Origin of the sequence: Methylocapsa acidiphila B2 (assembly GCF_000427445.1) — a bacterium.
GTDB lineage: Bacteria > Pseudomonadota > Alphaproteobacteria > Rhizobiales > Beijerinckiaceae > Methylocapsa > Methylocapsa acidiphila.
On the sequence record NZ_KE386496.1, the window covers coordinates 663,420 to 686,734 of the forward strand.

Consider the following 23,315-nt stretch of genomic DNA (forward strand, 5'->3'; position numbering starts at 1 on the left):
TGGTTTTTATGGTGGAAAAATGCGCTTTGTCGATTTGAGGCCGGGCGACGCTGAACGGAAGGAATTTGACGCATGACCTATTCGCATAACGCCGATCCCATTCCCGGAGGGCGCGCATCTCTCGGAACCGCGATTGAGCGCCTAAAGCATCGATGGGGCTGGATGGTCGCATTCGGCGTTCTCGTCAGCCTTTTTGGCGTCGCGGCGCTCATTTTGGACGTCACCGCCACGATCGCCTCCGTTTACACGATCGCGATCTTCATCATCATCGCCGGAACCGCCGAGATCGCCACAGGCATCGGCGCCAAGAGTTGGGGGCGGTTCTTCCTCTGGATCCTTGGCGGCCTGCTTTATATCGTCGCCGGCGCCTTCGCCCTCGCCAACCCCTTGATCGCGGCCTACTTCCTGACCTTGATGCTCGGCGCGGGCATGATCGCCACCGGCGCCGTACGCATTTATCTCGGGAGCCAATTGGGCAAGGACATCCGCGGCTCCGTCGTCTTCGCCGGCGTGCTCACCTTGATTATCGGTGTCTTGATCGTCATCGGCTGGCCCGCCAATACGCCCTTCATTTTGGGCATTCTGCTCGGGGTCGACCTCTTGTTCTGGGGCCTCGCTTGGGTCAGTTTCGGCTTTCGCCTCCGGCAGGCCTGAGCGCGAGGGACGAACTCGCCGCGTCTCGCTGATGCGCTAGCGCCGCTCCGCAATGGAACGGCGCCTTTCAGTTTCCTCGACGCCGCGTTTTAGCGGAGCGAATCTTGCGCGAGCGACTCTTGGCGGAGGGCCAAGATGGAAAAATGGGTCTATACGTTCGGCGACGGGCGCGCCGAGGGCGAGAGCCGGCTGCGCGATCTTCTCGGCGGAAAAGGCGCGAATCTCGCCGAAATGGCGAGATTGGGCTTGCCGGTTCCTCCAGGCTTCACGATCACGACGGAAGTCTGCGCCTATTTCTACGAGAACGAGAAGCAATTTCCGCCAGAGCTCGATGCTCAGGTCGACGCTGCGCTTGTTTTTCTCGGCGCCCTGACCGGAAAATCGTTCGGCGACGAGAATAAGCCGCTCCTCGTCTCGGTTCGGTCCGGCGCTCGCGCGTCAATGCCGGGCATGATGGACACGGTTTTGAACCTTGGCCTCAACGACGTCACGGTCGAAGCCCTGGCTCGTCATGCCGATCCGCGATTCGCCTATGATTCTTATCGCCGCTTCATTCAGATGTATTCGAGCGTCGTTCTGCACATCGAGCATCGGCATTTCGAGGAAATTATCGAAGACTATAAGGAAGCAAACGCGCTCACTTTCGACACGGAGCTTTCCGCCGAGGACTGGAAGAAGCTGATCGGCGATTTCAAGGCCAAGGTCGAGGAAGAATTCGGAGCTCCGTTTCCGCAGGCCCCGCGAGAGCAGCTTTGGGGTGCGATCGCCGCCGTGTTCGGATCATGGATGACGCCGCGGGCGATCACTTATCGACTCCTCCATGACATTCCGACGAGCTGGGGCACGGCCGTCAACATTCAGGCCATGGTCTTCGGCAATATGGGCGAGACCTCAGCGACCGGCGTCGCCTTCACCCGCAATCCCGCGACCGGCGCGAAGGAGCTTTATGGCGAATTTCTCCTCAATGCGCAGGGCGAGGACGTCGTCGCCGGCATCAGGACGCCGCAGAACATCACCGAGGCGGCGCGCAAGGCGGCCGGCTCCGACAAGCCCTCTCTCGAGACGGCGCTGCCGCGGGTCTTCGGCGAATTCCTCAAAACCACGAGCCTTCTCGAAAAGCATTATCGCGACATGCAGGACGTCGAGTTCACGGTAGAGGACGGCAAATTATGGATGCTGCAGACTCGCGACGGCAAGCGGACCAGCAAAGCCGCCCTACGAATCGCGGTCGACATGACCCACGAAGGTCTGATCAGCAAAGAGGAAGCGATTGCGCGGGTCGATCCTGCCTCGCTTGAGCAGCTCCTGCATCCGACCATCGACCCGAAGGCTGAGAGGCGCGTGATCGCTGTGGGGCTTCCCGCCTCGCCCGGCGCGGCGAGCGGGGAAATCGTCTTCGACGCCGACGAGGCCGAGAAGCTGAAAAACGCCGGGCGCAAGGTCGTGCTCGTGCGGACGGAGACGAGCCCCGAGGATATTCATGGGATGCATGCGGCCGAAGCGATCGTCACCGCGCGCGGCGGAATGACTTCGCATGCGGCCGTCGTGGCGCGCGGCATGGGCAAGCCTTGCGTGTCCGGCGCCGGCGCTATCCGCATCGATGTCGAGAAAGGCGTCATGACGGCGGCCGGACGGACTTTCGCGAAAGGCGACATCCTGACCGTGGACGGCTCTTCAGGGGAAGTAATGCAAGGCGAGGTCCCGATGATTCAGGCCGAGCTTTCGGGGGAATTCGCGACGCTCATGGAATGGGCCGACGGCGTGCGGCGCATGGGCGTTCGCGCCAACGCCGAAACGCCGAAGGATGCCAAGGTGGCGCGCAGATTCGGGGCCGAGGGCATCGGCCTTTGCCGGACCGAGCATATGTTCTTCGACAGCGGTCGTATCCTGGCTGTGCGCGAGATGATCCTCGCCGATGACGAAAACGGAAGGCGTTCTGCCCTCGCCAAGCTGCTTCCGATGCAGCGCGCCGATTTCGTCGAATTATTCGAAATCATGGCCGGCCTGCCGGTTACGATCCGCCTGCTCGATCCGCCGCTGCATGAGTTTCTTCCTCAACGCGAATCCGAGATCAGAGCGGTGTCGGACGCGCTGGGCGTTCCTGTTGAAAAGCTTCAACGTCGTTTGGCGGCTCTGCGCGAAGTCAATCCCATGCTCGGGTTTCGCGGCTGTCGGCTCGCCATCGCCTTTCCTGAAATCGCCGAGATGCAGGCCCGCGCGATTTTCGAGGCGGCCGCCGCGGTCAAGAAAAAAACCGGCGACGCGGTTCGGCTCGAGATCATGGCGCCGCTCATCATCGCCAAGGCGGAGCTCGACCTGATCCAGGCGAGCGTTAGCTCCGTCGCAACGGCGGTCGCGAAAGAGACGGGTGAGATCATTCCCTATTCAATCGGGGCCATGATCGAGACGCCGCGCGCCTGCTTGCTGGCCGGCGAGATCGCCGCGACGGCGGAATTCTATTCTTTCGGGACCAATGACCTCACCCAGACCTGCATGGCGCTCTCGCGGGACGACGCCGGATCTTTTCTCGGGCGCTATGTCGCCAAGGGGGTTTTCGCCGCCGATCCTTTCGCCACCCTGGACCAATCGGGCGTCGGCGAACTGATCGCAATCGCTGCATCGCGCGCGCGCGACGCGCGACCCGGCGTCAAGCTCGGCATCTGCGGCGAGCATGGGGGCGATCCGGTCTCAATCGCCTTCTGTGAGGCGCAGGGGCTCGACTATGTTTCCTGCTCCCCCTTTCGCGTCCCGATCGCAAGGCTCGCCGCGGCGCAGGCGGCGCTCGGCAAAAAGCCCTCGACTCAAGCTTGAGGCGGGCGGAAACGGAAAATCCTGCTTGCCCGATCCCAAGGGCCGTCGCGTCTGAACGGCGCCCGAAAGGGACGAGGTTCGCACGCCCGAGTTGACGGCGTCTTGTTCGAGACAGCGCTGCGGGCGCCTCGCCGTGAGAGCTTTTATGAAAGCTTCGCGAACAGAGCAGCGGCCGCGGCGGGCGGTTCAAGCTCCGGCGAGAGAAACAGCTGCGAGTGGCCGCTCGCGCGGCAGACGCGACAGGCGCTCGATCAACCGCCGATCCAGCAAGATCGCCATGCGCTCCTTGGGATGGAGCCAGGACAAGGCTTCTCCAAGGGTCTCCGCTTCCGCGATCTTGGCTTCGGCCAAGGCCCATTCCGCTGAAATATTGCCGTCCCGGCGACGAAGGTTGCGCGGAAGCCAGGCGACATGCGCGGCCCAAAACTGCGCATCGGCGGCGATGGCGTAAAGCTCCTCGTCGGACTTCAGAGCCTCGGTCTCTGCGAGCTCCCGCGCCAGGACATTGGCGCGCGCGACGACGGGCGGCTCGTTTCGCTCCTCGGGCGTCATGAGAAGGCCGAGCCGGCGAAAGGCGAGGCCGACGGCCAAAAGCCCGGTCGCCCATGACAGGAAGATCGCCAAGATCAGGCCGAGGATAGTGGGCGACATCCATGCCACGAGCGAGGGCGAGATCGAGAGGCCCGCGATAAGGGACAGGAAGCCCAAGGCCACATGGGCACGGTGGCGGCGCACAATGGCGCCGAAGGGAATCGAGCCGTCGTCGCGCCTCTGGGGATCCCATCCGGTGTCGAAGCCGAACACGAAATGCATGACATGGCCGGATTGGATCAGCATCATAATTGGCGCGAGCAGCGCCGACATGACGATCTCGAATAGGGTCGAGACGATAAGTCGGAATGCCCCGCCGCCGCCGCGCCGCGTTTTCGTCTGGATCAGCGCGAGCGCGAGCCCGAAAATCTTAGGCAGCAGCAGGATCGTCATGGTGAGAGCGAAAAGAGACAGCGACCGCGCGGCGTCGAAGCGAGGCCAGGTCGGAAACAAGGTGAACTCGCTGGTGAAATATTCCGGCCTGATATAGCTCGCCTGAAGGACGAGCGCGATGCCGACGAAGAGCTGCAGCATCCAAAGCGGCGAGGCGACGTAGGCCATAATGCCGGTCGCGAAATGTTGGCGCGACGCCAGATGGAAGCCTTTCGCCGAAAGAACGCGCAAATGCTGCAGATTGCCTTGGCACCAGCGCCGGTCTCGGGCCGAGAGGTCGATCAGGGAGGGCGGGCTTTCCTCGAAGCTCCCGCCGAGGGCCGGCAGCATATAGACGTCGTAGCCGGCGCGCAGCATGAAGGCGGCCTCGACGAAATCATGGCTGAGAATATGGCCGCCGAAAGGAGGCCTCCCGCGCAGGCTCGGCAAGCCGCAATGAGCGGCAAAGGCGCGCGTCCGGATAATGGCGTTATGGCCCCAGTAATTGCCGGCGCGCCCCATCCAGCTCGCGACGCCCGCGCCGATCACCGGTCCGTAGATCCGCGCGGCGAATTGCTGGATTCGGGCGAACAGCGTGTTTCGGTTCACGATAAGGGGAAGCGTCTGGATGATCCCGGCGTCGGGATCGGCCTCCATGGTTGCGGCGAGCGTCACGATGGCGTGGCCGGTCATGGTGCTGTCGGCGTCGAGAACGACCATATGGGCGTAGCGGCCGCCCCATCTCGTGATGAAGTCCTGGATGTTTCCCGATTTGCGGCCGACGTTCTTCGGCCGGTGCCGATAGTAGAGCCGGCAATCTTGGCCGAGCCTCTCCCGCATGGCGAGATAGGCGCGTTCCTCGGCGATAAAAATCTCCGGATCAGTGCTGTCCGACAGGAAAAACCATTCGAAAGCCGCGCCGAGGCCGGTCGCCTGAACCTCCTCGATCATCGCTTGCAGCGCCGCGAACACGCGCGCCGGCGCTTCATTGTAGATCGGCATGACGATCGCCGTCCGCTCGCGCAATGCGGAGGGCAGGGCAGGGGGCTTCGGCGCGAAGAACAAGGACCAAACGAAGCCTGCTATCGCGCTGGTGAAGGCGAGCGCGATCCAGGAAAAATTGGCGACGAAAAGAAAGACGAGCGCCCATTCGAGCGGCGTGACCCCGCCGACCGCAACGACCTCGTACATTTCATGCGCGCCATAGGCCGTCAGCGCGAAGGCGCCGCCGAAGACGAAGAGCCGAGCGACCCAGGCGCCGATTTCGCGCCGGCGCGCCGTGCCTTGCCGTCGCTCGGCCGGAGAGCAGCGGTTGAGGCTTTGCGGCGGCATCGCGAGCGGCGCTTCTGGAGGCGTGCAAGCGTTGCGGTCGATCGCGTCGGACGTTTGGTCGAGGGGGCGGAATTTTGTCACCGCCGATTCGTTTTGGGCCGAGTCGGTCATGGCGTCCATCGGTAGATCCAGGTTTCGCTCACGGGGCCGGCGGCGGTTTCAAGCGCCAGGCGCAATTCAGAGGACGGCTCGCCGCCGAAGTCGAGCTCGAACAGAACCCGGTAGGACGTCTTGTCCGGCGAGGCGAAGGTCCGCATCGAGACGATGGCTCCAGGGGCCACGCTCAGACTCGGCTTGAAACCGTCCATGCCTTGGGCCGCGGCGAGATTGTCTCCGGTGAATTCGACAAGGAAACGGCGGCGCTTGGCAGAAGATCCACGCCCGACGCGAGATTGCGCCACGGCGGCGAGCGAGGGCCGCTCGGGTGGGCTCCAGCACCAGAACTGGCGATAGGCGAAAGAGGTCTCGCCGCCGGCGACGAGTGGCTGCCGAGGCTTCCAATAGACAATGATATTGTCGTTAGCCTCGGAATCCGACGGGATTTCGATGAGCTGGACGCCGCCGACGGACCAGTCGCCGAGCGGTTCGATCCAGACCGATGGGCGCGCCTCCCAGTGCTGATCGTCGTCTTGATAGTGATCGAAATTGCGGTCGCGCTGCAAGAGTCCAAAGCCGCGCGGATTTTCGTCGACGAAAGTCGAGATCTGGAGCGTGTCCCGGTTGGAGACGGGGCGCCAGAGCCATTCGCCTTTGCCCGTCAGCATCTGGACGCCTAGGACTTCGCTGACCGTCGGGCGCAAATCGTCGGCGCGGCGGCGGTCGTCGATCGCGCCGGTCAGATGGGTGGCGCTGATGGTCGCGACGCCGAAATTATCGACGGCCACGCGCGCGAAGAGCGTGCATTCGACGTCGATGATCGTCGCCTCGACCGGATGGATCGTGAAGCGGAAGGCGCCGGTCACGCTTTCCGAATCGATCAAAGCGTGGATCACGAGCGCATTGGCGGCGAGCGTCGGACGCTCGATCCAGACCGAACGGAAGGCGGGGAACTCTTCGCCGCGGGGATCGGCGGTCTTGATCGAGAGCGCGCGCGCCATGGCCCCGAGATTTTGGCCGCGGGCGAGCGCGCGAAAGAAGCTCGCGCCCTGAAAGGCGGCAAGTTCCAGGAAATTTTCGCCCCCCTGCGGCGCCAGTATGCGAAATCCCGAGAAACCTATGTCGCCGACATTGATGGGCTGGGAGAGCTTGCCGAAATCGAACAGCGCCGCGTCATAGACGACGCGCCGCGACGCGCCTTCCGCAACGAGATTGATGTCCATGGGCGTCGAGAAGATAAACCCGCGATGAAGCAACTCCACGGCGAAGCCGAGATTGTCCGACACCCAAATGGCCGCCTCCGGCCGATGACGGATCGCGACATATTGCTCATAGCTCAAGTTGCGAAAGGGATCCGGGACGTCCGCCGCTGGCGCCTTGAAAGGCTGCTTGGCGAGCCGCCGAGCCTCTTCTGTCACCGCCGCGGGATCGAAAGGCGTGGGTTGCGACAAAGCGAAATATTGCGACGCGGAAGGCCGCTGCGGGCTTGCCGGCTGCGCGGCCGCCGAGTCGAAAATTGTTCGCGCGCCGACGGCTTGTCCCAGGGCGAGGCCGCCGAGGGCGAATTTCAGAACCTCCCTACGCTCGATCATGAACCCGACTGCCCGGCCTGCCGCCGCTTACGAAACTCTACCAATATAGATCTAATCAATAATACGGCGGCTATAAGATGGCTTCCAAACAATTTCACGCCGCTTTTTCGCGCTTAGCGCTTCGTGATTAAGAAATATTTCCTAGAACACCGTCACGATTCGGGTCCGCGCCGCTGAGGAGTCGTTATGCTTGCCGCCCCACCTTTAGGCTCCGGCCGCGCCGGACGCACCTGCTTGGCCATTGTCCTCGCCGCCGGCGAGGGAACCCGCATGCGCTCGGCGCGCTCGAAAGTTCTGCATAAGCTCGCCGGCCGGACCATGCTGGCGCATGTCTTGACCGCCGTCGTCGCGGCGGGCGCGGACGCCGTGGCCGTGGTCGCGGGGGGCGACCCCGAAGCCATCGCCGCCGAAGCCAAGACCGTCGCGCCGCAGGCCGAACTCGCCATTCAGGCCGAACGGCTCGGCACCGCCCATGCCGCGCTCGCCGCCCGCCATGTCATCGCGCGCGGCTATGACGATATTCTCATCGTCTTCGCCGACACGCCTCTCGTGCGGCCCCAGACATTCGCCGAGATGCGCAAGGCTCTCGCGGCCGGGCGGCGCGCGGTCGTCGCCTTGGGGTTCGAAGCACGGGATCCAACAGGCTATGGCCGGCTCATCGTCGCGGACGGCGCGCTTATTGCGATCCGGGAGGACCGCGACGCCAGCGACGAGGAACGCAAGCTGCGGATCTGCAACGCCGGCCTGATGGCGCTCGACGGCGCGAAGGCGCTCGCTCTGCTCGAGGCCGTCGGCTGCGCCAATAGCAAGGGGGAATATTATCTGACCGACGTCGTCGCCATCGCTAGGTCGCGAGGCCTCGAGGCGCGGGCTCTCGCCGTCGACGAGAGCGAGGTGCGCGGCGTCAATGATCGCGTTCAGCTCGCCGCCGCCGAGGCGATCCTGCAGCGGCGCCTGCGCGAAAAGGCGATGCTGAACGGCGCGAGCCTGATCGATCCGGAAAGCGTGACTTTGTCTTTCGACACGATTCTCGAGCGGGACGTCGTCGTCGAGCCGCATGTGGTCTTCGGCCTCGGCGTCAGCGTCGCGGAGGGGGCCGTCATCCGCTCCTTCTCCCATCTTGAAGGGGCGGTCGTAGGGCCGAAAACGACGATCGGTCCTTTCGCGAGGCTGCGTCCGGGCACCGATCTCGGTCCCAATGTCCATATTGGCAATTTCGTCGAGCTTAAGGCCGCCAAGGTGGAGGCTGGCGCAAAGATCAATCATTTGAGCTATATCGGCGACGCCGTCATCGGCGCGAAGACAAATATCGGCGCCGGGACGATCACCTGCAATTATGACGGGTTCGGAAAGTTTCGCACCGAGATTGGCGAAGGAGCCTTCATCGGCTCGAACAGCGCGCTGGTTGCGCCGGTCAAGATCGGCGCCGGGGCCTATGTCGGCTCCGGCTCCGTGATCACCGCAGATGTCGCGCCGGACGCCTTGGCGCTTGGGCGCGCGGTCCAGGTCGAGAAAGTCGGCTGGGCGAAAGCCTTTCGCTCCAGGAACCAGAAATAAAGCGGCGTGCAGGCATCGTCCGGCTCGTCGCTGCGCCGGGTGGCTTTTTCACGCGGCGCCGCAGGAGACACAAATGTGCGGAATTGTCGGCATTCTCGGGCAGGGTCCGGTCGTCGGGCAGCTTTTGGAGGCGTTGAAGCGGCTCGAATATCGCGGCTATGATTCGGCCGGAGTCGCGACGCTCGAAAACGGCCGGCTGGCGCGGCGCCGCGCCAGCGGCAAGCTCAGAAATCTGGAGGAGCGGCTCGCCGCGGAGCCGCTCGGCGGGTCCACGGGCATAGGCCATACGCGCTGGGCCACGCATGGCCGGCCGACGGAGGGCAATGCGCATCCGCATGTGAGCGCGAAGCTCGCCGTGGTCCATAATGGCATCATTGAGAATTTTCGCGAGCTGCGCGACGAATTGCGCGCGAAGGGACATGAATTTGCGACCGAGACCGATTCCGAGGTCATAGCCCATCTCGTGACCGACGCGATGAGCAAGGGCGAGGGGCCGCTCGAGGCGGTCGCTTCGAGCCTGCCGCGGCTCAAGGGCGCTTTCGCCTTCGCCATGATCTTCGAGGGCGAGGAGGATCTACTGATCGGGGCGAGCCGGGGGGCGCCCTTGGCGGTCGGGTTCGGCGAGGACGACCGGAGCGGCGAGATGTTTCTCGGCTCGGACGCGCTCGCGCTCGCGCCATTCACCGAGACGATCGCCTATCTCGAATCCGGCGATTTCGTCGCGCTGACGCGTCATTCGGCCGCCTTTTACGATAGTTTCGGCAAGCCGGTCGAAAGGCGTAAGATCAAAACTCTCGCCTCGGCCTTCCTGATTGATAAGGGCAATTACCGGCATTTCATGGCGAAGGAGATCCATGAGCAGCCGGAAGTCGTCGCCCGCACCCTGGCGCATTATCTCGACATGTCGGCTGGCCGCGCGGCTTTGCCCTTCGAGTTCCCGGTCGATGCGGCGAATCTCTCTCGCCTCACGATTTGCGGCTGCGGCACCGCCTATATCGCCGGCCTGACCGCCAAATATTGGTTCGAGCGTTTCGCAAGGCTTCCGGTCGACGTCGAGATCGCCTCCGAGTTTCGCTATCGAGCCCCCCCGCTGGAGGTCGGCGGCCTCACCCTACTGGTCTCGCAATCCGGCGAGACGGCCGACACCCTGGCCTCGCTTCACCTGTCCAAGGCGCGCGGCCAGAAAATCATGTCCGTGGTCAATGTCGCGAGCTCGACCATGGCGCGCGAGAGCGACATCGTCGCGCCGACTCTCGCCGGCCCCGAGATTGGCGTCGCCTCGACCAAGGCCTTCACCTGCCAGCTCGCGGTCCTGGCCTGCCTCGCGCTCGCGATGGGACGCGCGCGGGGAACGCTTGACGCCGACGCCGAGGCGCGGCTCGTCGCCGAACTCATGGCCGTTCCCGGCCTGATTGCGCGGGCGCTTGGATGCGAGCCCGGGATCGAGAGCCTGGCGCGGGAACTCGCGAGGGTCCGCGACGTGCTCTATCTCGGCCGAGGGACATCCTATCCTCTCGCGCTCGAAGGCGCGCTGAAGCTCAAGGAAATCTCCTACATTCATGCTGAGGGCTATGCGGCGGGCGAGCTGAAGCACGGCCCGATCGCTCTCGTCGACGAGGAAATGCCGGTCATCGTCATCGCGCCCCGTGACGCGACGCTCGATAAGACGGTCTCGAATATGCAGGAGGTGGCGGCGCGTGGTGGCCGGCTCATTCTGATCAGCACGGCCGAGACTGCGGAAGAATTCGCGGCCGAAGCTTCGGCCGCGATCGTGCTGGACGAGATGGCGCCGAACTTCTCGGCTTTGGTCTACGCCGTCCCGATCCAGTTCATCGCCTATCACACGGCGGTGGTCATGGGCAAAGACGCCGACCAGCCGCGCAATCTGGCGAAAAGCGTCACCGTCGAATAAAGACCGATCGAGCGGCTTTTGGAGCATGTTTCGAAAAAGATGATCGACCCTTTTCGACATTGAGACGTCGAATGTATCCGACGTCTCAAGAGAATATGCTCCGACTTATCGATTGCGAACGAGGTCCTGTCGATCCGACGGTCCCGTCCGATCGGAACGCGCTTTAGCCGACGAGACGCGCGGTGACCATGCAGTAGAGCATTGGGATCGACAGGACGAAATTGGTGCGCGAGGTCAACATGGCGATGCGCGCCGCCTTGGCCTTGGTCGCGTCGTCGGCAGGCTCGATTCCCAAGGCGAGCTTCTGATTGGGCCAAATGATGAACCAAACATTATAGGCCATGATCAGTCCGAGCAGCATGCCTGTGTAGATCGTCAGATTGGACATCGCGGTTCCGGTCATGAAAACGATCAGGCCGGTCGCCACGGTCGCGGCCGCCGACCAGCGGAACCAGAACAACGCTTCGGGAGCGATATATTTGCCGATTCCCGGTTTCAGCTCGGCCGGAATCTTCGGCATGGTCGGGATCTGCACAAGGTTGAAATAATAAAGGAGGCCGATCCAAACGACGCCCGAAATCACATGCAGGACGGTGAAGAAGGGGCCGATATAAACGCGGTCGAGCGATGAGTGGTGATAGAGCACGATAAGCACAAACGCCAAGCCGGCGCCGAGCGCGATGGCGCCGTAAAGCTGCTCAATGATTTTTTTGAGTTTTTCGATGTATTCTTCCATGGCGAACGCCTCCCTCGTTGAATACCGCAAACTTGACGGTGCAAATACGGCGCCGATACGTAAATTTTGTGATAAGGATAAAACGTTTGCTTGAGAATGGCCAATTTGGCGCCTAACGCAGCGGGCGCCGGCGCATCGCTCTCGTCTGCGGCTCCGTCGCCGACGTCAAAAATGGCGGAACGCGCGGTCGAGCTGGCGAAGAAACGATTCTGCCCGTGCCTCGGTCATGCGGTCCATGTCGTGGAGAGTCAGCATCCGGAAACGGGCTTTCGGACTGACCATGGCCTTGACCCCGCGGGACAGCTGCCGCCGCACTGGATCTCCCATGTAGAGCCGCGTCGCCCACCAGGGCGCGCCCGTCGAGGTCACCACGAAAATTGCGGCGATATTCGTCAAGCGCGGAATGAGCCCGCCGCCGGGCGCGTGATCGAACGCGACCCCCGGCGCGAAGGCGCGATCCAGAAAGCCTTTCAGAATCGCCGGCATGTTGAACCACCATTGCGGAAAGATAAACACGAGGCGGTCGGCGCGCCGCAGCCTGTCGACGTAATCGGCGACGCGGCTCGCATCATAAGGTTGCGCAAAATAGTCGGCGCGCTCGTCCGCGCTGAGGCGCGGGTCGAAACCATCCGCATAAAGATCAATTACGTCGACCTCGACGCCGCGTTCCTCCAAACGCGCCCGAATCCGGGCGGCGGCGGCTTTTGCGAAAGAGGCTTTGAGCGGGTGAGCGACGACGAGAAGCGCGCGCATGGAGGACATCCCTTTTTTCGGTTGGGCTCGAGGGCGAGAAGCTCGGCCTTGCGGAGAGGGGACGCGCGACGGTCGAATCGGTTGCGTCGCGGTGACGCCGGCGCGCCCGCGCCAATTGGCTCTACGGCTCTCGCATCAGTCGCGCGAGGCCGCGTTCGGGCAGACGTGGTGGGTGGGAGGGAGAAACCCACCACGTCTGCGTCAGCGATCGGCGCCGCGTGACAAATTTCACACGGTGCGTTAATGGGCGAGGATCGCGCTCGTCCCGATAAATTAAGACGCGGTTCCGGTCGAAAATCCGACAGGGAGCGCGCCGAAAGCCGGGTGGGGCGCCGATTTGTCGCGGCAGTTCGGCCTAATGTCTATTTTGGCGCGTGCTTGATCCGACATGACGGGCGCGGCGCGCCATTTATTCGGTCGGGCGTTCTGTCCTGTTGAAGCGAAGTGGACTACAAGCAGCCGATGCGCCTTTCCCGTTACTTCCTGCCGATTTTGCGCGAGACGCCCAAAGAGGCCGAGATCGTCTCTCACCGATTGATGCTGCGCGCCGGAATGATCCGGCAGGAGGCCGCCGGCATTTACGCCTGGCTGCCGCTAGGCCTGCGCGTTCTGCAAAAGGTCGCGCAAATCGTGCGCGAGGAGATGGACCGCGCCGGCGCGATCGAGCTCTTGATGCCTACCTTGCAGCTCGCGGATCTCTGGCGGGAAAGCGGACGCTACGAGGCCTATGGCCCCGAAATGCTGCGGATCAAGGACCGTCATCAGCGCGAGCTCCTCTACGGCCCGACCAACGAGGACATGATCACGGAGATCTTTCGCGCCTATGTGCGCTCCTACCGCGATCTGCCGAAGATTCTCTATCACATCCAATGGAAATTTCGCGACGAGCAAAGGCCGCGGTTCGGGGTCATGCGCGGGCGCGAATTTCTGATGAAGGACGCCTATTCCTTCGACTTCGACGAGGCCTCGGCGCGCCTTTCCTATAACCGCATGTTCGTCGCCTATTTGCGCATCTTTGCGCGCATGGGCTTGCGCGCCATTCCCATGCGCGCGGAGACCGGGCCGATTGGCGGCGATCTTTCGCATGAATTCATCATTCTCGCGGAAACCGGCGAATCGGGCGTATTCTGCCATGCCGACGTTCTGAATCTGCCGGTTCCGCCGGAGACGACCGATTACGACAGCGATCTCTCGGCCATCATCAAGGAATGGACGAGCCTTTACGCGGCCACCGAGGACGTGCATGACGAAGCGCGTTTCGAGCGCGAGACGCCGGAAGAAAAGCGCATCCACACGCGAGGCATAGAGGTGGGTCAGGTCTTCTATTTCGGCGAAAAATATTCGAAGCCGATGCAGTCCCTCATCGCCGGCCCGGACGGAGTCGATCGACCGTTCCAGGGCGGCTCGTATGGCGTCGGGGTGTCGCGTCTCGTTGGCGCGCTCATCGAAGCCAATCACGACGAGCAGGGGATTATCTGGCCGGAGGCGGTCGCGCCTTTCAAGATCGGCCTCGCCAATCTCAAGGTCGGGGACGCGGCGACAGACAAGGCTTGCGCCGATCTTTTCGCCGCGCTTCAAAAAGCTGGCGTCGAGGTTCTCTACGACGACACCGACGAGCGCCCCGGCGGCAAATTCGCGAGGCTCGATCTCATCGGCCTGCCTTACCAAATCATCGTCGGGCCGAAGGGTCTGGCGGAAGGCAAGGTCGAGCTGAAGACGCGAGCGACCGGCGCGCGGGAGAGCCTCGATCCGGCCGAAGTCCTGGCTCGTCTGGCGGCCGCATGAGCGAGCGCGCCCTGGCCACGCGGCCTTTCTCTCCGTTCGAATGGATGATCGCCTTCCGCTACCTGCGGGCGCGCCGCAAGGGCACCTTTGTCTCGGTGATCGCCGGATTCTCCTTTCTGGGGATCGCGCTCGGGGTCGCCACGCTCATCGTCGTCATGTCGGTGATGAACGGCTTTCATAAGGAGTTGCTCGACAAGATCGTCGGCATCAACGGCCATATTTTCCTTCAGGCGGCGGATTCGCCGCTTACCGATTACAACGACGTCGTAAAAGAAGTCGCGGCCATCCCTGGGGTCGATTTGGCCATTCCGATGATCGAGGCGCCGGCGGCGGCCTCGACGACCAATATGGCCTTCGCGCTGGTGCGCGGCGTTCGCGAGGCCGACATCAAGCGCTTGCCGGGCGTGGCGGCCAATGTGAAGCAGGGCGCGCTCGAAGGTTTCGACAAGGCCGGCGGCGTCGCGATCGGGCAGAGGCTCGCCGAAAATCTTGGCCTTCGCATCGGCGACAAGGTCAAGATCCTGATCGCCAACGGCGCCCAGACGCCGTTCGGAATCACGCCCCGAACCAAAGTCTATCCCGTCGTCGCGATCTTTCAGATCGGCATGGCGGAATTCGATAATCTGTTCGTCTATTTGCCGTTGCCCGAGGCGCAAGCGTTCTTCAACAAAGACAATGAAGCGAGCGTCATCGAGGTCTTCCTGCACAGGCCCGAGGATCTCGACGCTGTGCGCAGCGAGATCGATTCGACGGTCTCGCGGCCAATGATCATGACCGATTGGCGCGAGCGCAACCGGACTTTCTTCGACGCGCTCAATGTCGAGCGCAATGTCATGTTCATCATCCTAACGCTGATCGTCCTCGTCGCGGCGCTCAACATTATTTCCGGCCTCATCATGCTGGTGAAGGACAAGGGTCATGACATCGCCGTGCTGCGCACAATGGGCGCGACGCGTGGCGCCGTCATGCGGATTTTCCTGATCACCGGAGCCTCGATCGGGGTCGCCGGGACAATCGCCGGCTTTTTGCTGGGGCTCGCGGTCGCGAGCAATATCGAAACAGTGCGACAATTCCTGAACTGGCTGCTTCACGCCAATCTTTTTCCGGCCGAGATCTATTTCCTCTTGCGGGTGCCTTCGGTCGTCGATCCGCGCGACGTTCTGGCGGTCGTCTCGATGACCCTCACCCTTTCGGTCCTTGCGACCATCTATCCGTCCTGGCGCGCAGCGACCCTCGATCCGGTCGAAGCGCTGCGTTACGAATAGCCATGTCCGCGCCAGCGCTTCACCTCGAAAAGATCGTGCGGCGTTATCCGCAGGCCGGCGGCGCGCTGGAGATTTTACGCGGCGCCGAACTTTCTCTCTGGGCCGGGCAATCGGTGGCGCTGATCGCGCCGTCTGGCGCGGGCAAATCGACTTTACTCCATATCGCCGGCCTTCTCGAGCAGCCCGACGCCGGCGAGGTCTATGTCGCCGGGCTCGGCACGACGCATCTCGCCGATGACGCTCGAACTTCTTTGCGCCGCAGCGAGATCGGCTTCGTCTATCAGTTCCATCATCTGCTGCCCGAGTTCTCGGCGCTTGAAAACGTCATGCTGCCGCAAATGATCGGCGGCTATTCGCGCCAGGAAGCGAAAGAGCGCGCCGCTCAATTGCTCGATTATCTCGGACTGTCGCCGCGCGCGAAGCATCGGCCGGCTGAGCTTTCTGGGGGCGAGCAGCAGCGCGTAGCGATCGCGCGGGCCGTCGCCAATGGGCCTGGCCTGCTTCTCGCCGACGAGCCGACCGGCAATCTCGACCCCAGGACCGCCGATCATGTTTTCGCGGCCCTCGAAGCGATCGTCAGAGCGACGGGCCTTGCGACATTGATCGCGACGCATAATCTTGAGCTCGCGGGGCGGATGGATCGCCGCGTGACCCTGCGCGACGGCCTCCTCGTGGAATTGGCCTGAAGCGCTTCGGCGCGGGGATAGGGCGACGCGATGCGCGAGAAATGGGGCCGCGAGCAGCCCGAGCTCGGCCTCGACCGGGATGGCGTCGAGCGCCTGTTGACAGCCGCCTTCCCTTCGTCCCGCGTCGTCTATCACAAGCGCGCCAGGGGCGGTTTGACCAATACGAATATCGAGGTTGGCCTCGCGGCGGCGCCCTGGCGCGTGTGCTTGCGTCTCTATCAGGGCAATCCAAAGGAGGCCGGCAAGGAGGCCGCGCTTAACGCGCTGCTCGTGCCGCGCGGCGTGCCGACCGCGCGCTTCCTTCATTTCTCGCCGAGCAATCCCATGAACGGGGCGCCCTATGCGATTCTGGAATGGGTCGAGGGCGCGCGCCTCGCGAGCGCCGCGCGAGGCCTCGACGAAAAAAGTCAGGTTGCGCTCGGTCTCCGACTCGGCGCGACGCTCGCCGCGATCCATGCGATCCGTTTCGATTTAGCGGGCCGCCTCGACGCCGAGCTTCGCATTTGTGCGCCGCTCGATTTTGGGGGCGAAGCGGTCCGCGCCTTTGCGCGGGCCTGTTTCGACAGCGGGATTTTGAGCGCAAGGCTCGGTCCCGAAGACGCATGCGCGCTCGTCGCCTTCCTGGAACGCGAGGCCGATCGGCTGGGGGGCTGGCTCGCCGAGCCTCGCCTGATCCATGGCGATTTTAACGCCTCCAATATCTTGGTTCGGCGCGACGCGGGCGTGGGGTGGACGGTCGCGGCGGCGCTTGATTGGGAATTCGCCTTCGCCGGAACGCCGGCCTTCGACTTCGGAAATCTTCTCCGCCCGCCGCTGGGCGACAAGCCTCTCTTGATCGACGCGGCGGCGCGGGGTTATGTCGCCGAAGGCGGCGTATTGCCGAAGGATTGGCGCATGGCTGCAGGGATCGCCGACCTGGTCGCCTGGGTGGACGTTCTGCGTCGCGACCATGCGACGCCCGGCCTCATCGCTGACGCCGCCCTCGCGATCCAACGAATTGTTACGGCGAGTTTGTAAAGCTGGTTTGAAGATCTGGCTCGGGGAAGGTCTAAGCCGCATCGGCGATCGCGCCGCTCGCGGAATGCACTTCCTCTGTCCGCGTTTTGATGCGTCCAATGAATTGAAAAAAGCGGCTTACGCGTCCATATTGACAGAAATAGACATTGCATATACCTAAATATTTAGCGCATATTTTCCTAGATATAAGATTGAAGATTTTCTTTAAATAAAAGTCATAATATATTTACATCGGTATGTGATGAAATTTATTTGTTATATATAAGTGCAATAATTATTTAATTAGTTCTAATTATTTAGAATAAAGGTCTTTAGTAAGACTAAATAATTAGTTATAAAAGTTATATATACATATTTTTTATGTATATATAACTTTTATATTTATATTCATTCCAAATTATGCATAGCTTTTCGAAAACGGCTGACGAAATTTTCATTGGTTTTTGGCATGACTACTGAGAAAATGATTGTTGAGATCCTTTCTATGGCGTGTCGCCTGCTCGAGGAAGTGGGTTGGACAAGGTGTTCCATGGCGCGCGACGCGCGCGGCGCCGCCTGCGATCTCGGAGGCGAACCGGCAGATTCCTACTGCCTGTCCGGCGTCCTCGTAAAATCCTGGCGCGAGCTTGATCGTGCGAATGAAGATCTTTATTTTAGCTTCTTCGAAGTACGGTTTTCTGAAATCATCTTAGCGAAATACAACTATAGGTGCACACTCACCCGTTGGAATGATGAATTCGCGGCGGATCGCGACGAAGTCATCGAGCTTATCCATGCCGTTATCAGTTCTCTTCGATCGCAAACGACGCCCGCAGTTCGGCAGAGCGAGGCCTGCGCGGACTCGGGTCCCCCGGAGGGAAAATCACGCGCGCGCATTGTTTCGCATTCGGTGCTTGGCACGCGGCGACGCCGGCGACGCGGGAATCCTTGGCCGGCGGAAGATTTTGGCGCCTTTTCGGTCGCGTTCGGTTCGGTCGAGCGCTCAACGTTCTGAGTCTTTGAATTGCTTCAGGACCTTTTCATCCGCAGCATCCGCTGGCTGTTGCCGCGCCATCGGATTTTTCGCGCATTCTGTCGGATGCGCATCTCGAGCGGTCTGTCATTCTCGAGAAGCTCGGAAAGTTTAGCCGTATGTCCTTCATAAGCGCCAAGGAAATGTTTCCCAGCCTGACGCGGGAGCGCCGGCGCATGGTCATTTGCGCGCTGGGGACCTATTCGAAGGTTGGAGGCCTCCAGAACTTCAACCGCCGGGTCATCGCCAATATGGCCAAGCGCTCGATCGAGCGGGGGGAATTCGACCCCTTCGTCCTCATTCGCGGCGATGACGCAGCCTCGATCCCCGCGATCGAGGGAATCACGATCGAGGCGACGACGAGCTTCGCGGCCTTTGTCGTGAAGGGGTTTCTCCTCGGGGTCGCTCGCGCGAATATCTTCGTCATTTGCCACATCAACTTGCTTCCGCTCGCGGCGTTGGTCCGGTGCCTGCGGCCGAAAATGCCGATTCTGCTCTTTGTCCACGGCCTCGAGGTTTGGAACAACGCGAGCCTTCGGCCGAAGCGTTGGTATGAAACGCTTCTCGCCCGCGTCGTGACCCGGATCGCCTCGGTCAGCGATTTCACCGCCGATACGATGGCGCGGGAGTTCGGCGTTCCGCGTGAAAAATTCCGGCTTCTGCCCAATGCGGTCGATCCGCTCAGGACGACGCCCGGTTTCGGCGAGCGCGAGCCGGCGACCATCTTGACCGTTAACCGGCTCTCCCTCGGAGATCGCGACAAGAATGTCGACCAGATGATACGGGCCATGGCTATGCTCAAGGGGAGCGCGCCAGGCCTCAAATATGAAATCGTCGGAGAGGGCGCGCTTCGACCCGAGCTGGAAGCGCTGGCCCGAGAGCTTCAGGTCGACGACATCGTGAAGTTTCGCGGACGGGTCGGCGAGGCCGAGTTGCGCGCGGCCTACGCTCGAGCGACGGTCTTCGCGATGCCCTCCTCCAAGGAGGGGTTCGGAATCGTCTTCCTTGAGGCGTGGCAATGGGGCCTGCCGGTCATTTGCAGCGCGCAAGGGGCCTCGAAGGAAGTGGTCTCCGACGAGATCGACGGCTTTGTCGTGGATCAGACCAATGTCGCCATGATCGCCGATCGCCTGTCGCTTCTCCTGTCCCAGCCGGAGCTGGCGAAGGCCATGGGAGAACGCGGGCGCCGCAAAGTCGAGGAGAAATATCTGGACGCGGCCTTTCGATCGAATCTCGACCGCATTATCGACGAACTGCAAGACGGCGCGGGCGTTTGAGGCGGCTGTCGGGCGCGCGGCCGGGGCTACCCAAATCCACTCGATCCGCCTATGCTCGCGCGCATCGCCGCATTCGGGACCAGATCATGACCGAGCATGTCACTCCGCATTTCCATAATCAGCCGGGCCTTCCGGAAGTGCGCGTCGGGGCCAAGGAATTCATGTGCGTCGGCGCTCTGCCGCCCTTCGATCATCCGCATATTTTCATCGTTATGGGCGCGGATAATGACGCCATCTGCCCTTATTGCTCGACCCATTATGTCTATGACGAGCATCTACATGGCGGCTCCGAACCCGCCGAGTGCGCCTTCCATCCAGAGCCAGCGTCGCGCGCCGCCTAGAGCGCGTTCCGATTGGATGGAATCATCCAATCGAAAAGAACATGCTCCAAGGCGGGATGTGAATAAGTGGAATTCGGTCTTTCGCGGAAGCTTCCGCTCGTGCCACAAACTCGATCACGTCTCATGCCTTTGGATGTTTCCATCCAAAGGCTTCGTGATCTTGGCCTCTGAAACAAGGCGCGATGAGTTCAGCCCCGCACGCGCTGATCGCCGGGGCCGGCATTGGCGGGCTCAGCGCTGCTTTGTGCCTGGCCCAGGCCGGCTTTAGTGTCAGCGTCTTCGAGCAGGCCGATGCGCTCGAGGAAGTCGGCGCCGGCCTGCAGATCTCGCCCAACGCCAGTGCTATTTTGCGCCAACTCGGCGCGCTTGAACGCCTGCGCCCGTCGAGCCTGGCTCCTCGCGCCGTCAAGATCCGCCGGGCCCGCGACGGGGCCCTCATCGCCGTCCTGCCACTCGCCGACGCCGAATCGAGGTGGGGCGCACCCTATCTGCTCGCGCATCGCGCGGATCTCCAGCGCGCGCTTCTCGAAACCGCTCTGACCCATGACGCCATCACGATTTGCGCCGGCGCCGCGGTTGCGGGCTTCGCCTCCGGGCGCGACGGGGTCGCGATCGCCTATAAGCGCGGGGCGATCCGGCTGGAGGCGACGGGCGATTGTCTGATCGGCGCCGACGGCTTGCGCTCTTTCGTTCGGCAAAGGCTCGTGGGGAGCGACGGCCCGCAGTCGAAATTTTCCGGCCGCACGGCCTGGCGCGCCCTCGTCGATGCGAATCGCCTTCCGGCCGAGATGCGGCGGCCCGAAAGCGCGCTCTGGCTTGGAAGCAAGGCTCATCTCGTCCATTATCCGCTGCGCGGCGGCGCGGTCGTCAATGTGGTCGCCATCGTCGATGAGGATTTTCGCGGCCCGTCGGGCGATTTTTGGTCGAGTCAGGGCGACGCCGCATATCTCGAGGCGCGTTTCGCGCGCTGGCACGAGAGCGCCAAGGGCTTGCTCGCGGCGGCGTCGGAATGGCGCAAATGGCCGCTCTATGACAGCGCGCCTCTCGCGCGCTGGACCGGCGGGAGAGTGGCGCTTCTCGGCGATGCGGCGCATCCCATGTTGCCCTTCCTCGCCCAGGGGGCGGCGCAAGCGATCGAGGATGCGGCGGCTTTGGGCCGCGCCTTGGCTGGCGGCCACGAAATAGAGCAGGGGCTCGCCGCCTATCAGACCGCGCGCCGGGCGCGCGCCACGCGGGTGCAGCAGGAGTCGCGGCGCCAAGGCACGATATACCATCTTTCCGGCGCCGCCGGCTTCGCGCGCGATCTCGCCTTGCGGGCGCTCGGCGCCGAAAGGCTGCGCGACCGCTATGATTGGCTCTACGACGCCCGTCCGCGTGGCGAAGCGTCGGCTCTTTGACGTCACGCCCCTGACCGCGACCCCGGCGGCAATCGCTTCCGGCCGAACTTCCAAGAGGCCAGCAAGACGGGTGCGGCGAGAGCGACGACGAGAATGACCGGCGTCAAGCGCAGGACGCTTGCGCCGACCGCGAACTTGAATTGCGCCGTTTCCGTCGCGCCGCCCAGCCGCGCGACGCTCATCAAGACGATATATTGGCCGCTTTGTTTGAAATTATGTTCGAAATAGAAGGTGCCGCTCGGATAGGCGCGGGCTGGCAAAACGGCTTCGGCCGAACCCTCGGAATCGCCGAGCGACGCCAGCGTGTCTTTGACGATCTTGATCTCGATCGGCGCGTCGCGAAGTGCGTTGGTGGCGAGGTCGAAAGCCAGAATGGTCCTGCCCGTGGTCGGGAGCGCCTCGCAATATTTGTCCAGCGAATAGTCGGGTTGATAGGCGGCGATCTGAACCGCCTCGGCCCCGATCCTCACGACGCATTCATCCTTGGTCCGCGACTTGTCCATGCTGACGGCCGCGGCGGGCGACCATGCCGCCGCGAGAGGCTCCAGAAAAGCGCTGGAAAGCGCGACGGCCGCCGCGCGGCGTCTCATTATCCGTCCTCGTCCGTTCATCGCGCCGATCCTTCGGAAATTCCTTGGCCTATCCCAAATCTCATGGCGTCGCGCCAGCCATCGAACCGAAAGGCAAAACGCCGCCGTCGATGCATGTTTTATTGGCGTAAAGCTTGCTTCTTATGCGGCTCCTAAATGTCAGGCGAGCAAGGGGCGGCGGGGACCATGAAGACTTTTCTCGATTGGTCGGCCTATGACACTTATGGCATTGGCGACGCCTATTCCGGCATTCCCGCGACGGGCGGCAATTACGCCAAGGCGGTCGCGGTCTGCATGCACAGTCGCGATTGCCAGAACGTCGGCAAGGGCGTGATGTGCCCAAGCTACCGCATTACCGGCGACCGCGCCCATTCGACAGAGGCGCGGGTCGCGGCCTTCAAGGCGGCGCTCAATGGCGAATATGGCGAGAAATCCTTCGACGATCCGCGTCTCGCCGAGTCCATGGACCTCTGCGTCTCCTGCAAGGCCTGCAAGAAGGAATGCCCGAGCTCCGTCGACATGACCCTCATCAAGACGGAATATCTCGCGCAGCGCCATGCGATTCTCGGCGTCCCGCGGCGGACGCGGCTCTTCGGCGGTCTGCCGAGATGGGCGTTTCGCTATCGTCGATTGCTGCGGGCGGGCATTTTCCTGCGCAACCGTTCAGAGGCGCTGGCGAAGCTCGCCGAGCGCTGGCTTGGGATCGCCGCTGCGCGGCCGCTGCCGGCCTTGGCGCCAAAGCCCTTCGCTGACGTCGAGGCCAAGGCCGAAGGCGAGCGCGGCGAGGTCATCCTCTTCGTCGACACGTTCTGCCATCATTTCGATCCAGAGATTGCGGAAGCGGCGGTCACTGTGCTGTCCAGCGCCGGCTACAAGGTCAGGATCGCGAAGCCGGCGCCGGAGGATTCCGAGCCCGACCGGCCTCTGTGCTGCGGCCGTACTTATTTGACCACCGGCCTCGTCGAGGAAGCCCGCGTCGAGGGCAAGCGGGTGCTGGCTGCTTTTCTGCCGGAGATCGCTAAAGGCACGCCGATCGTCGGGCTCGAGCCGTCATGCCTTCTATCGCTGCGCGACGAGCTCTATAGCCTCGGACTCGGCGCCGAAGTCGGCGCGCTCGGAAAGCAGCTCTATTTGCTCGAGGAGTTCCTGGTCCGTGAGCACCAGCGCGGCTTGCGGCTGAACCTGAAGCCGCTCGACCTGCCGAAGGCGCTCGTGCATGGGCATTGCCACCAAAAGGCCTTCGGCGTCATGAAGGCGACGCGCAAGGCGCTCAGCTGGATTCCCGGTTTCAAGTTCGACATCATCGAGTCGAGCTGCTGCGGGATGGCGGGCAGTTTCGGCCTGGAGGCCGAGCATTACCAAGCCTCGCTGGACATGGCGGAAATCTCTCTAATGCCGGCGGTGCGCGAATCGGCGCAGGATACGCCGATCATCGCCAATGGATTCTCTTGCCGGCATCAGATCGCCCATGGTTCCGGGCGTTCCTCCGTCCATATCGCCGTATTGCTGCGCGACGCCCTCGTCGTGAACTGAGCGCCG

18 protein-coding genes are annotated in these 23,315 nt (G+C 62.6%); 13 read left to right on the top strand and 5 right to left on the bottom strand.

The genetic code is table 11. From position 1 onward, the window contains the following. Positions 1 to 72 precede the first annotated feature (72 nt). Both METAC_RS0104630 and ppdK read left to right on the top strand, forming a co-directional pair. Positions 73 to 654, top strand: coding sequence for an HdeD family acid-resistance protein (locus METAC_RS0104630; protein ID WP_026606111.1), 582 nt, complete (start codon positions 73 to 75; stop codon positions 652 to 654). A 135-nt stretch (positions 655 to 789) separates the two neighbouring features. Next, positions 790 to 3,465: a pyruvate, phosphate dikinase gene (gene ppdK, locus METAC_RS0104635; protein WP_026606112.1), complete on the top strand. Its 2,676-nt coding sequence runs from the start codon at positions 790 to 792 to the stop codon at positions 3,463 to 3,465. A gap of 186 nt (positions 3,466 to 3,651) precedes the next feature. Here ppdK and mdoH read toward each other — a convergent pair whose 3' ends face one another. Next, positions 3,652 to 5,871 (bottom strand): glucans biosynthesis glucosyltransferase MdoH, encoded by a 2,220-nt coding sequence (gene mdoH, locus METAC_RS0104640; RefSeq protein ID WP_084143907.1) that lies wholly within the window; start codon positions 5,869 to 5,871, stop codon positions 3,652 to 3,654. Beyond that, positions 5,868 to 7,448: an OpgD/OpgG family glucan biosynthesis protein gene (locus tag METAC_RS0104645; RefSeq protein ID WP_026606114.1), complete on the bottom strand. Its 1,581-nt coding sequence runs from the start codon at positions 7,446 to 7,448 to the stop codon at positions 5,868 to 5,870. The genes mdoH and METAC_RS0104645 overlap by 4 nt, the downstream gene beginning before the upstream one ends. 186 nt (positions 7,449 to 7,634) lie before the next feature. Here METAC_RS0104645 and glmU point away from each other — a divergent pair, with 186 nt between their 5' ends. Next, the gene (gene glmU, locus METAC_RS0104650) at positions 7,635 to 9,005 is read left to right on the top strand and encodes a bifunctional UDP-N-acetylglucosamine diphosphorylase/glucosamine-1-phosphate N-acetyltransferase GlmU (protein ID WP_051335378.1); all 1,371 of its coding nucleotides are present in this window, start codon (positions 7,635 to 7,637) and stop codon (positions 9,003 to 9,005) included. A 73-nt stretch (positions 9,006 to 9,078) separates the two neighbouring features. Continuing rightward, a complete protein-coding gene (gene glmS, locus METAC_RS0104655; RefSeq protein ID WP_026606116.1) occupies positions 9,079 to 10,917 on the top strand; it encodes a glutamine--fructose-6-phosphate transaminase (isomerizing) in 1,839 nt (612 codons plus the stop codon). 163 nt (positions 10,918 to 11,080) lie between these two features. On the opposite strand, the gene METAC_RS0104660 is transcribed toward glmS, so the two are convergent. Both METAC_RS0104660 and METAC_RS0104665 read right to left on the bottom strand, forming a co-directional pair. Then, the gene (locus tag METAC_RS0104660) at positions 11,081 to 11,653 is read right to left on the bottom strand and encodes a urate hydroxylase PuuD (RefSeq protein WP_051335379.1); all 573 of its coding nucleotides are present in this window, start codon (positions 11,651 to 11,653) and stop codon (positions 11,081 to 11,083) included. A 165-nt stretch (positions 11,654 to 11,818) separates the two neighbouring features. Beyond that, on the bottom strand, positions 11,819 to 12,406 hold the full coding sequence (locus METAC_RS0104665) for an NAD(P)H-dependent oxidoreductase (protein WP_026606118.1): 588 nt from the start codon (positions 12,404 to 12,406) through the stop codon (positions 11,819 to 11,821). A 462-nt stretch (positions 12,407 to 12,868) separates the two neighbouring features. Between METAC_RS0104665 and proS the strand changes: the two genes are divergently transcribed. From proS to METAC_RS0104710, 8 genes are all read left to right on the top strand, one after another. Further along, entirely contained in the window at positions 12,869 to 14,191 is a 1,323-nt protein-coding gene (gene proS / locus METAC_RS0104670; RefSeq protein ID WP_026606119.1) for a proline--tRNA ligase, read from the top strand. Next, positions 14,188 to 15,456: a lipoprotein-releasing ABC transporter permease subunit gene (locus tag METAC_RS0104675; protein WP_026606120.1), complete on the top strand. Its 1,269-nt coding sequence runs from the start codon at positions 14,188 to 14,190 to the stop codon at positions 15,454 to 15,456. The genes proS and METAC_RS0104675 overlap by 4 nt, the downstream gene beginning before the upstream one ends. 2 nt (positions 15,457 to 15,458) lie before the next feature. Beyond that, positions 15,459 to 16,142, top strand: a complete 684-nt coding sequence (locus tag METAC_RS0104680; RefSeq protein ID WP_036255295.1) for an ABC transporter ATP-binding protein — start codon at positions 15,459 to 15,461, stop codon at positions 16,140 to 16,142. 30 nt (positions 16,143 to 16,172) lie between these two features. After that, the gene (locus METAC_RS0104685) at positions 16,173 to 17,159 is read left to right on the top strand and encodes a phosphotransferase family protein (RefSeq protein ID WP_026606122.1); all 987 of its coding nucleotides are present in this window, start codon (positions 16,173 to 16,175) and stop codon (positions 17,157 to 17,159) included. Positions 17,160 to 17,595: 436 nt separating this feature from the next. Further along, positions 17,596 to 18,153 carry a DUF6197 family protein gene (locus METAC_RS0104695; protein ID WP_156898114.1) on the top strand — a complete coding sequence of 186 codons (558 nt, stop codon included), beginning with the start codon at positions 17,596 to 17,598 and terminating at the stop codon, positions 18,151 to 18,153. Positions 18,154 to 18,290: 137 nt separating this feature from the next. Continuing rightward, the gene (locus tag METAC_RS0104700; RefSeq protein ID WP_026606124.1) at positions 18,291 to 19,448 is read left to right on the top strand and encodes a glycosyltransferase family 4 protein; all 1,158 of its coding nucleotides are present in this window, start codon (positions 18,291 to 18,293) and stop codon (positions 19,446 to 19,448) included. An 86-nt stretch (positions 19,449 to 19,534) separates the two neighbouring features. Beyond that, entirely contained in the window at positions 19,535 to 19,789 is a 255-nt protein-coding gene (locus tag METAC_RS0104705) for a zinc-finger domain-containing protein (protein ID WP_026606125.1), read from the top strand. A gap of 182 nt (positions 19,790 to 19,971) precedes the next feature. Continuing rightward, positions 19,972 to 21,186, top strand: coding sequence for an FAD-dependent monooxygenase (locus METAC_RS0104710; protein ID WP_026606126.1), 1,215 nt, complete (start codon positions 19,972 to 19,974; stop codon positions 21,184 to 21,186). Between the two features lie 2 nt (positions 21,187 to 21,188). Here METAC_RS0104710 and METAC_RS25090 read toward each other — a convergent pair whose 3' ends face one another. Next, complete coding sequence (locus tag METAC_RS25090) at positions 21,189 to 21,776, bottom strand: hypothetical protein (RefSeq protein ID WP_051335380.1); 588 nt, start codon at positions 21,774 to 21,776, stop codon at positions 21,189 to 21,191. Positions 21,777 to 21,962: 186 nt separating this feature from the next. Between METAC_RS25090 and METAC_RS0104725 the strand changes: the two genes are divergently transcribed. Then, positions 21,963 to 23,309, top strand: coding sequence for a (Fe-S)-binding protein (locus METAC_RS0104725; RefSeq protein WP_026606127.1), 1,347 nt, complete (start codon positions 21,963 to 21,965; stop codon positions 23,307 to 23,309). Positions 23,310 to 23,315 lie beyond the last annotated feature (6 nt).

Bases quoted from the DNA above. Each gene is read 5' to 3' on its own strand.
- METAC_RS0104630 (WP_026606111.1), top strand. From the start codon at position 73: ATGACCTATTCGCATAACGCCGATCCCATTCCCGGAGGGCGCGCATCT.
- ppdK (WP_026606112.1), top strand. From the start codon at position 790: ATGGAAAAATGGGTCTATACGTTCGGCGACGGGCGCGCCGAGGGCGAG.
- mdoH (WP_084143907.1), bottom strand. From the start codon at position 5,871: ATGACCGACTCGGCCCAAAACGAATCGGCGGTGACAAAATTCCGCCCC.
- METAC_RS0104645 (WP_026606114.1), bottom strand. From the start codon at position 7,448: ATGATCGAGCGTAGGGAGGTTCTGAAATTCGCCCTCGGCGGCCTCGCC.
- glmU (WP_051335378.1), top strand. From the start codon at position 7,635: ATGCTTGCCGCCCCACCTTTAGGCTCCGGCCGCGCCGGACGCACCTGC.
- glmS (WP_026606116.1), top strand. From the start codon at position 9,079: ATGTGCGGAATTGTCGGCATTCTCGGGCAGGGTCCGGTCGTCGGGCAG.
- METAC_RS0104660 (WP_051335379.1), bottom strand. From the start codon at position 11,653: ATGGAAGAATACATCGAAAAACTCAAAAAAATCATTGAGCAGCTTTAC.
- METAC_RS0104665 (WP_026606118.1), bottom strand. From the start codon at position 12,406: ATGCGCGCGCTTCTCGTCGTCGCTCACCCGCTCAAAGCCTCTTTCGCA.
- proS (WP_026606119.1), top strand. From the start codon at position 12,869: ATGCGCCTTTCCCGTTACTTCCTGCCGATTTTGCGCGAGACGCCCAAA.
- METAC_RS0104675 (WP_026606120.1), top strand. From the start codon at position 14,188: ATGAGCGAGCGCGCCCTGGCCACGCGGCCTTTCTCTCCGTTCGAATGG.
- METAC_RS0104680 (WP_036255295.1), top strand. From the start codon at position 15,459: ATGTCCGCGCCAGCGCTTCACCTCGAAAAGATCGTGCGGCGTTATCCG.
- METAC_RS0104685 (WP_026606122.1), top strand. From the start codon at position 16,173: ATGCGCGAGAAATGGGGCCGCGAGCAGCCCGAGCTCGGCCTCGACCGG.
- METAC_RS0104700 (WP_026606124.1), top strand. From the start codon at position 18,291: ATGTCCTTCATAAGCGCCAAGGAAATGTTTCCCAGCCTGACGCGGGAG.
- METAC_RS0104705 (WP_026606125.1), top strand. From the start codon at position 19,535: ATGACCGAGCATGTCACTCCGCATTTCCATAATCAGCCGGGCCTTCCG.
- METAC_RS0104710 (WP_026606126.1), top strand. From the start codon at position 19,972: ATGAGTTCAGCCCCGCACGCGCTGATCGCCGGGGCCGGCATTGGCGGG.
- METAC_RS25090 (WP_051335380.1), bottom strand. From the start codon at position 21,776: ATGAGACGCCGCGCGGCGGCCGTCGCGCTTTCCAGCGCTTTTCTGGAG.
- METAC_RS0104725 (WP_026606127.1), top strand. From the start codon at position 21,963: ATGAAGACTTTTCTCGATTGGTCGGCCTATGACACTTATGGCATTGGC.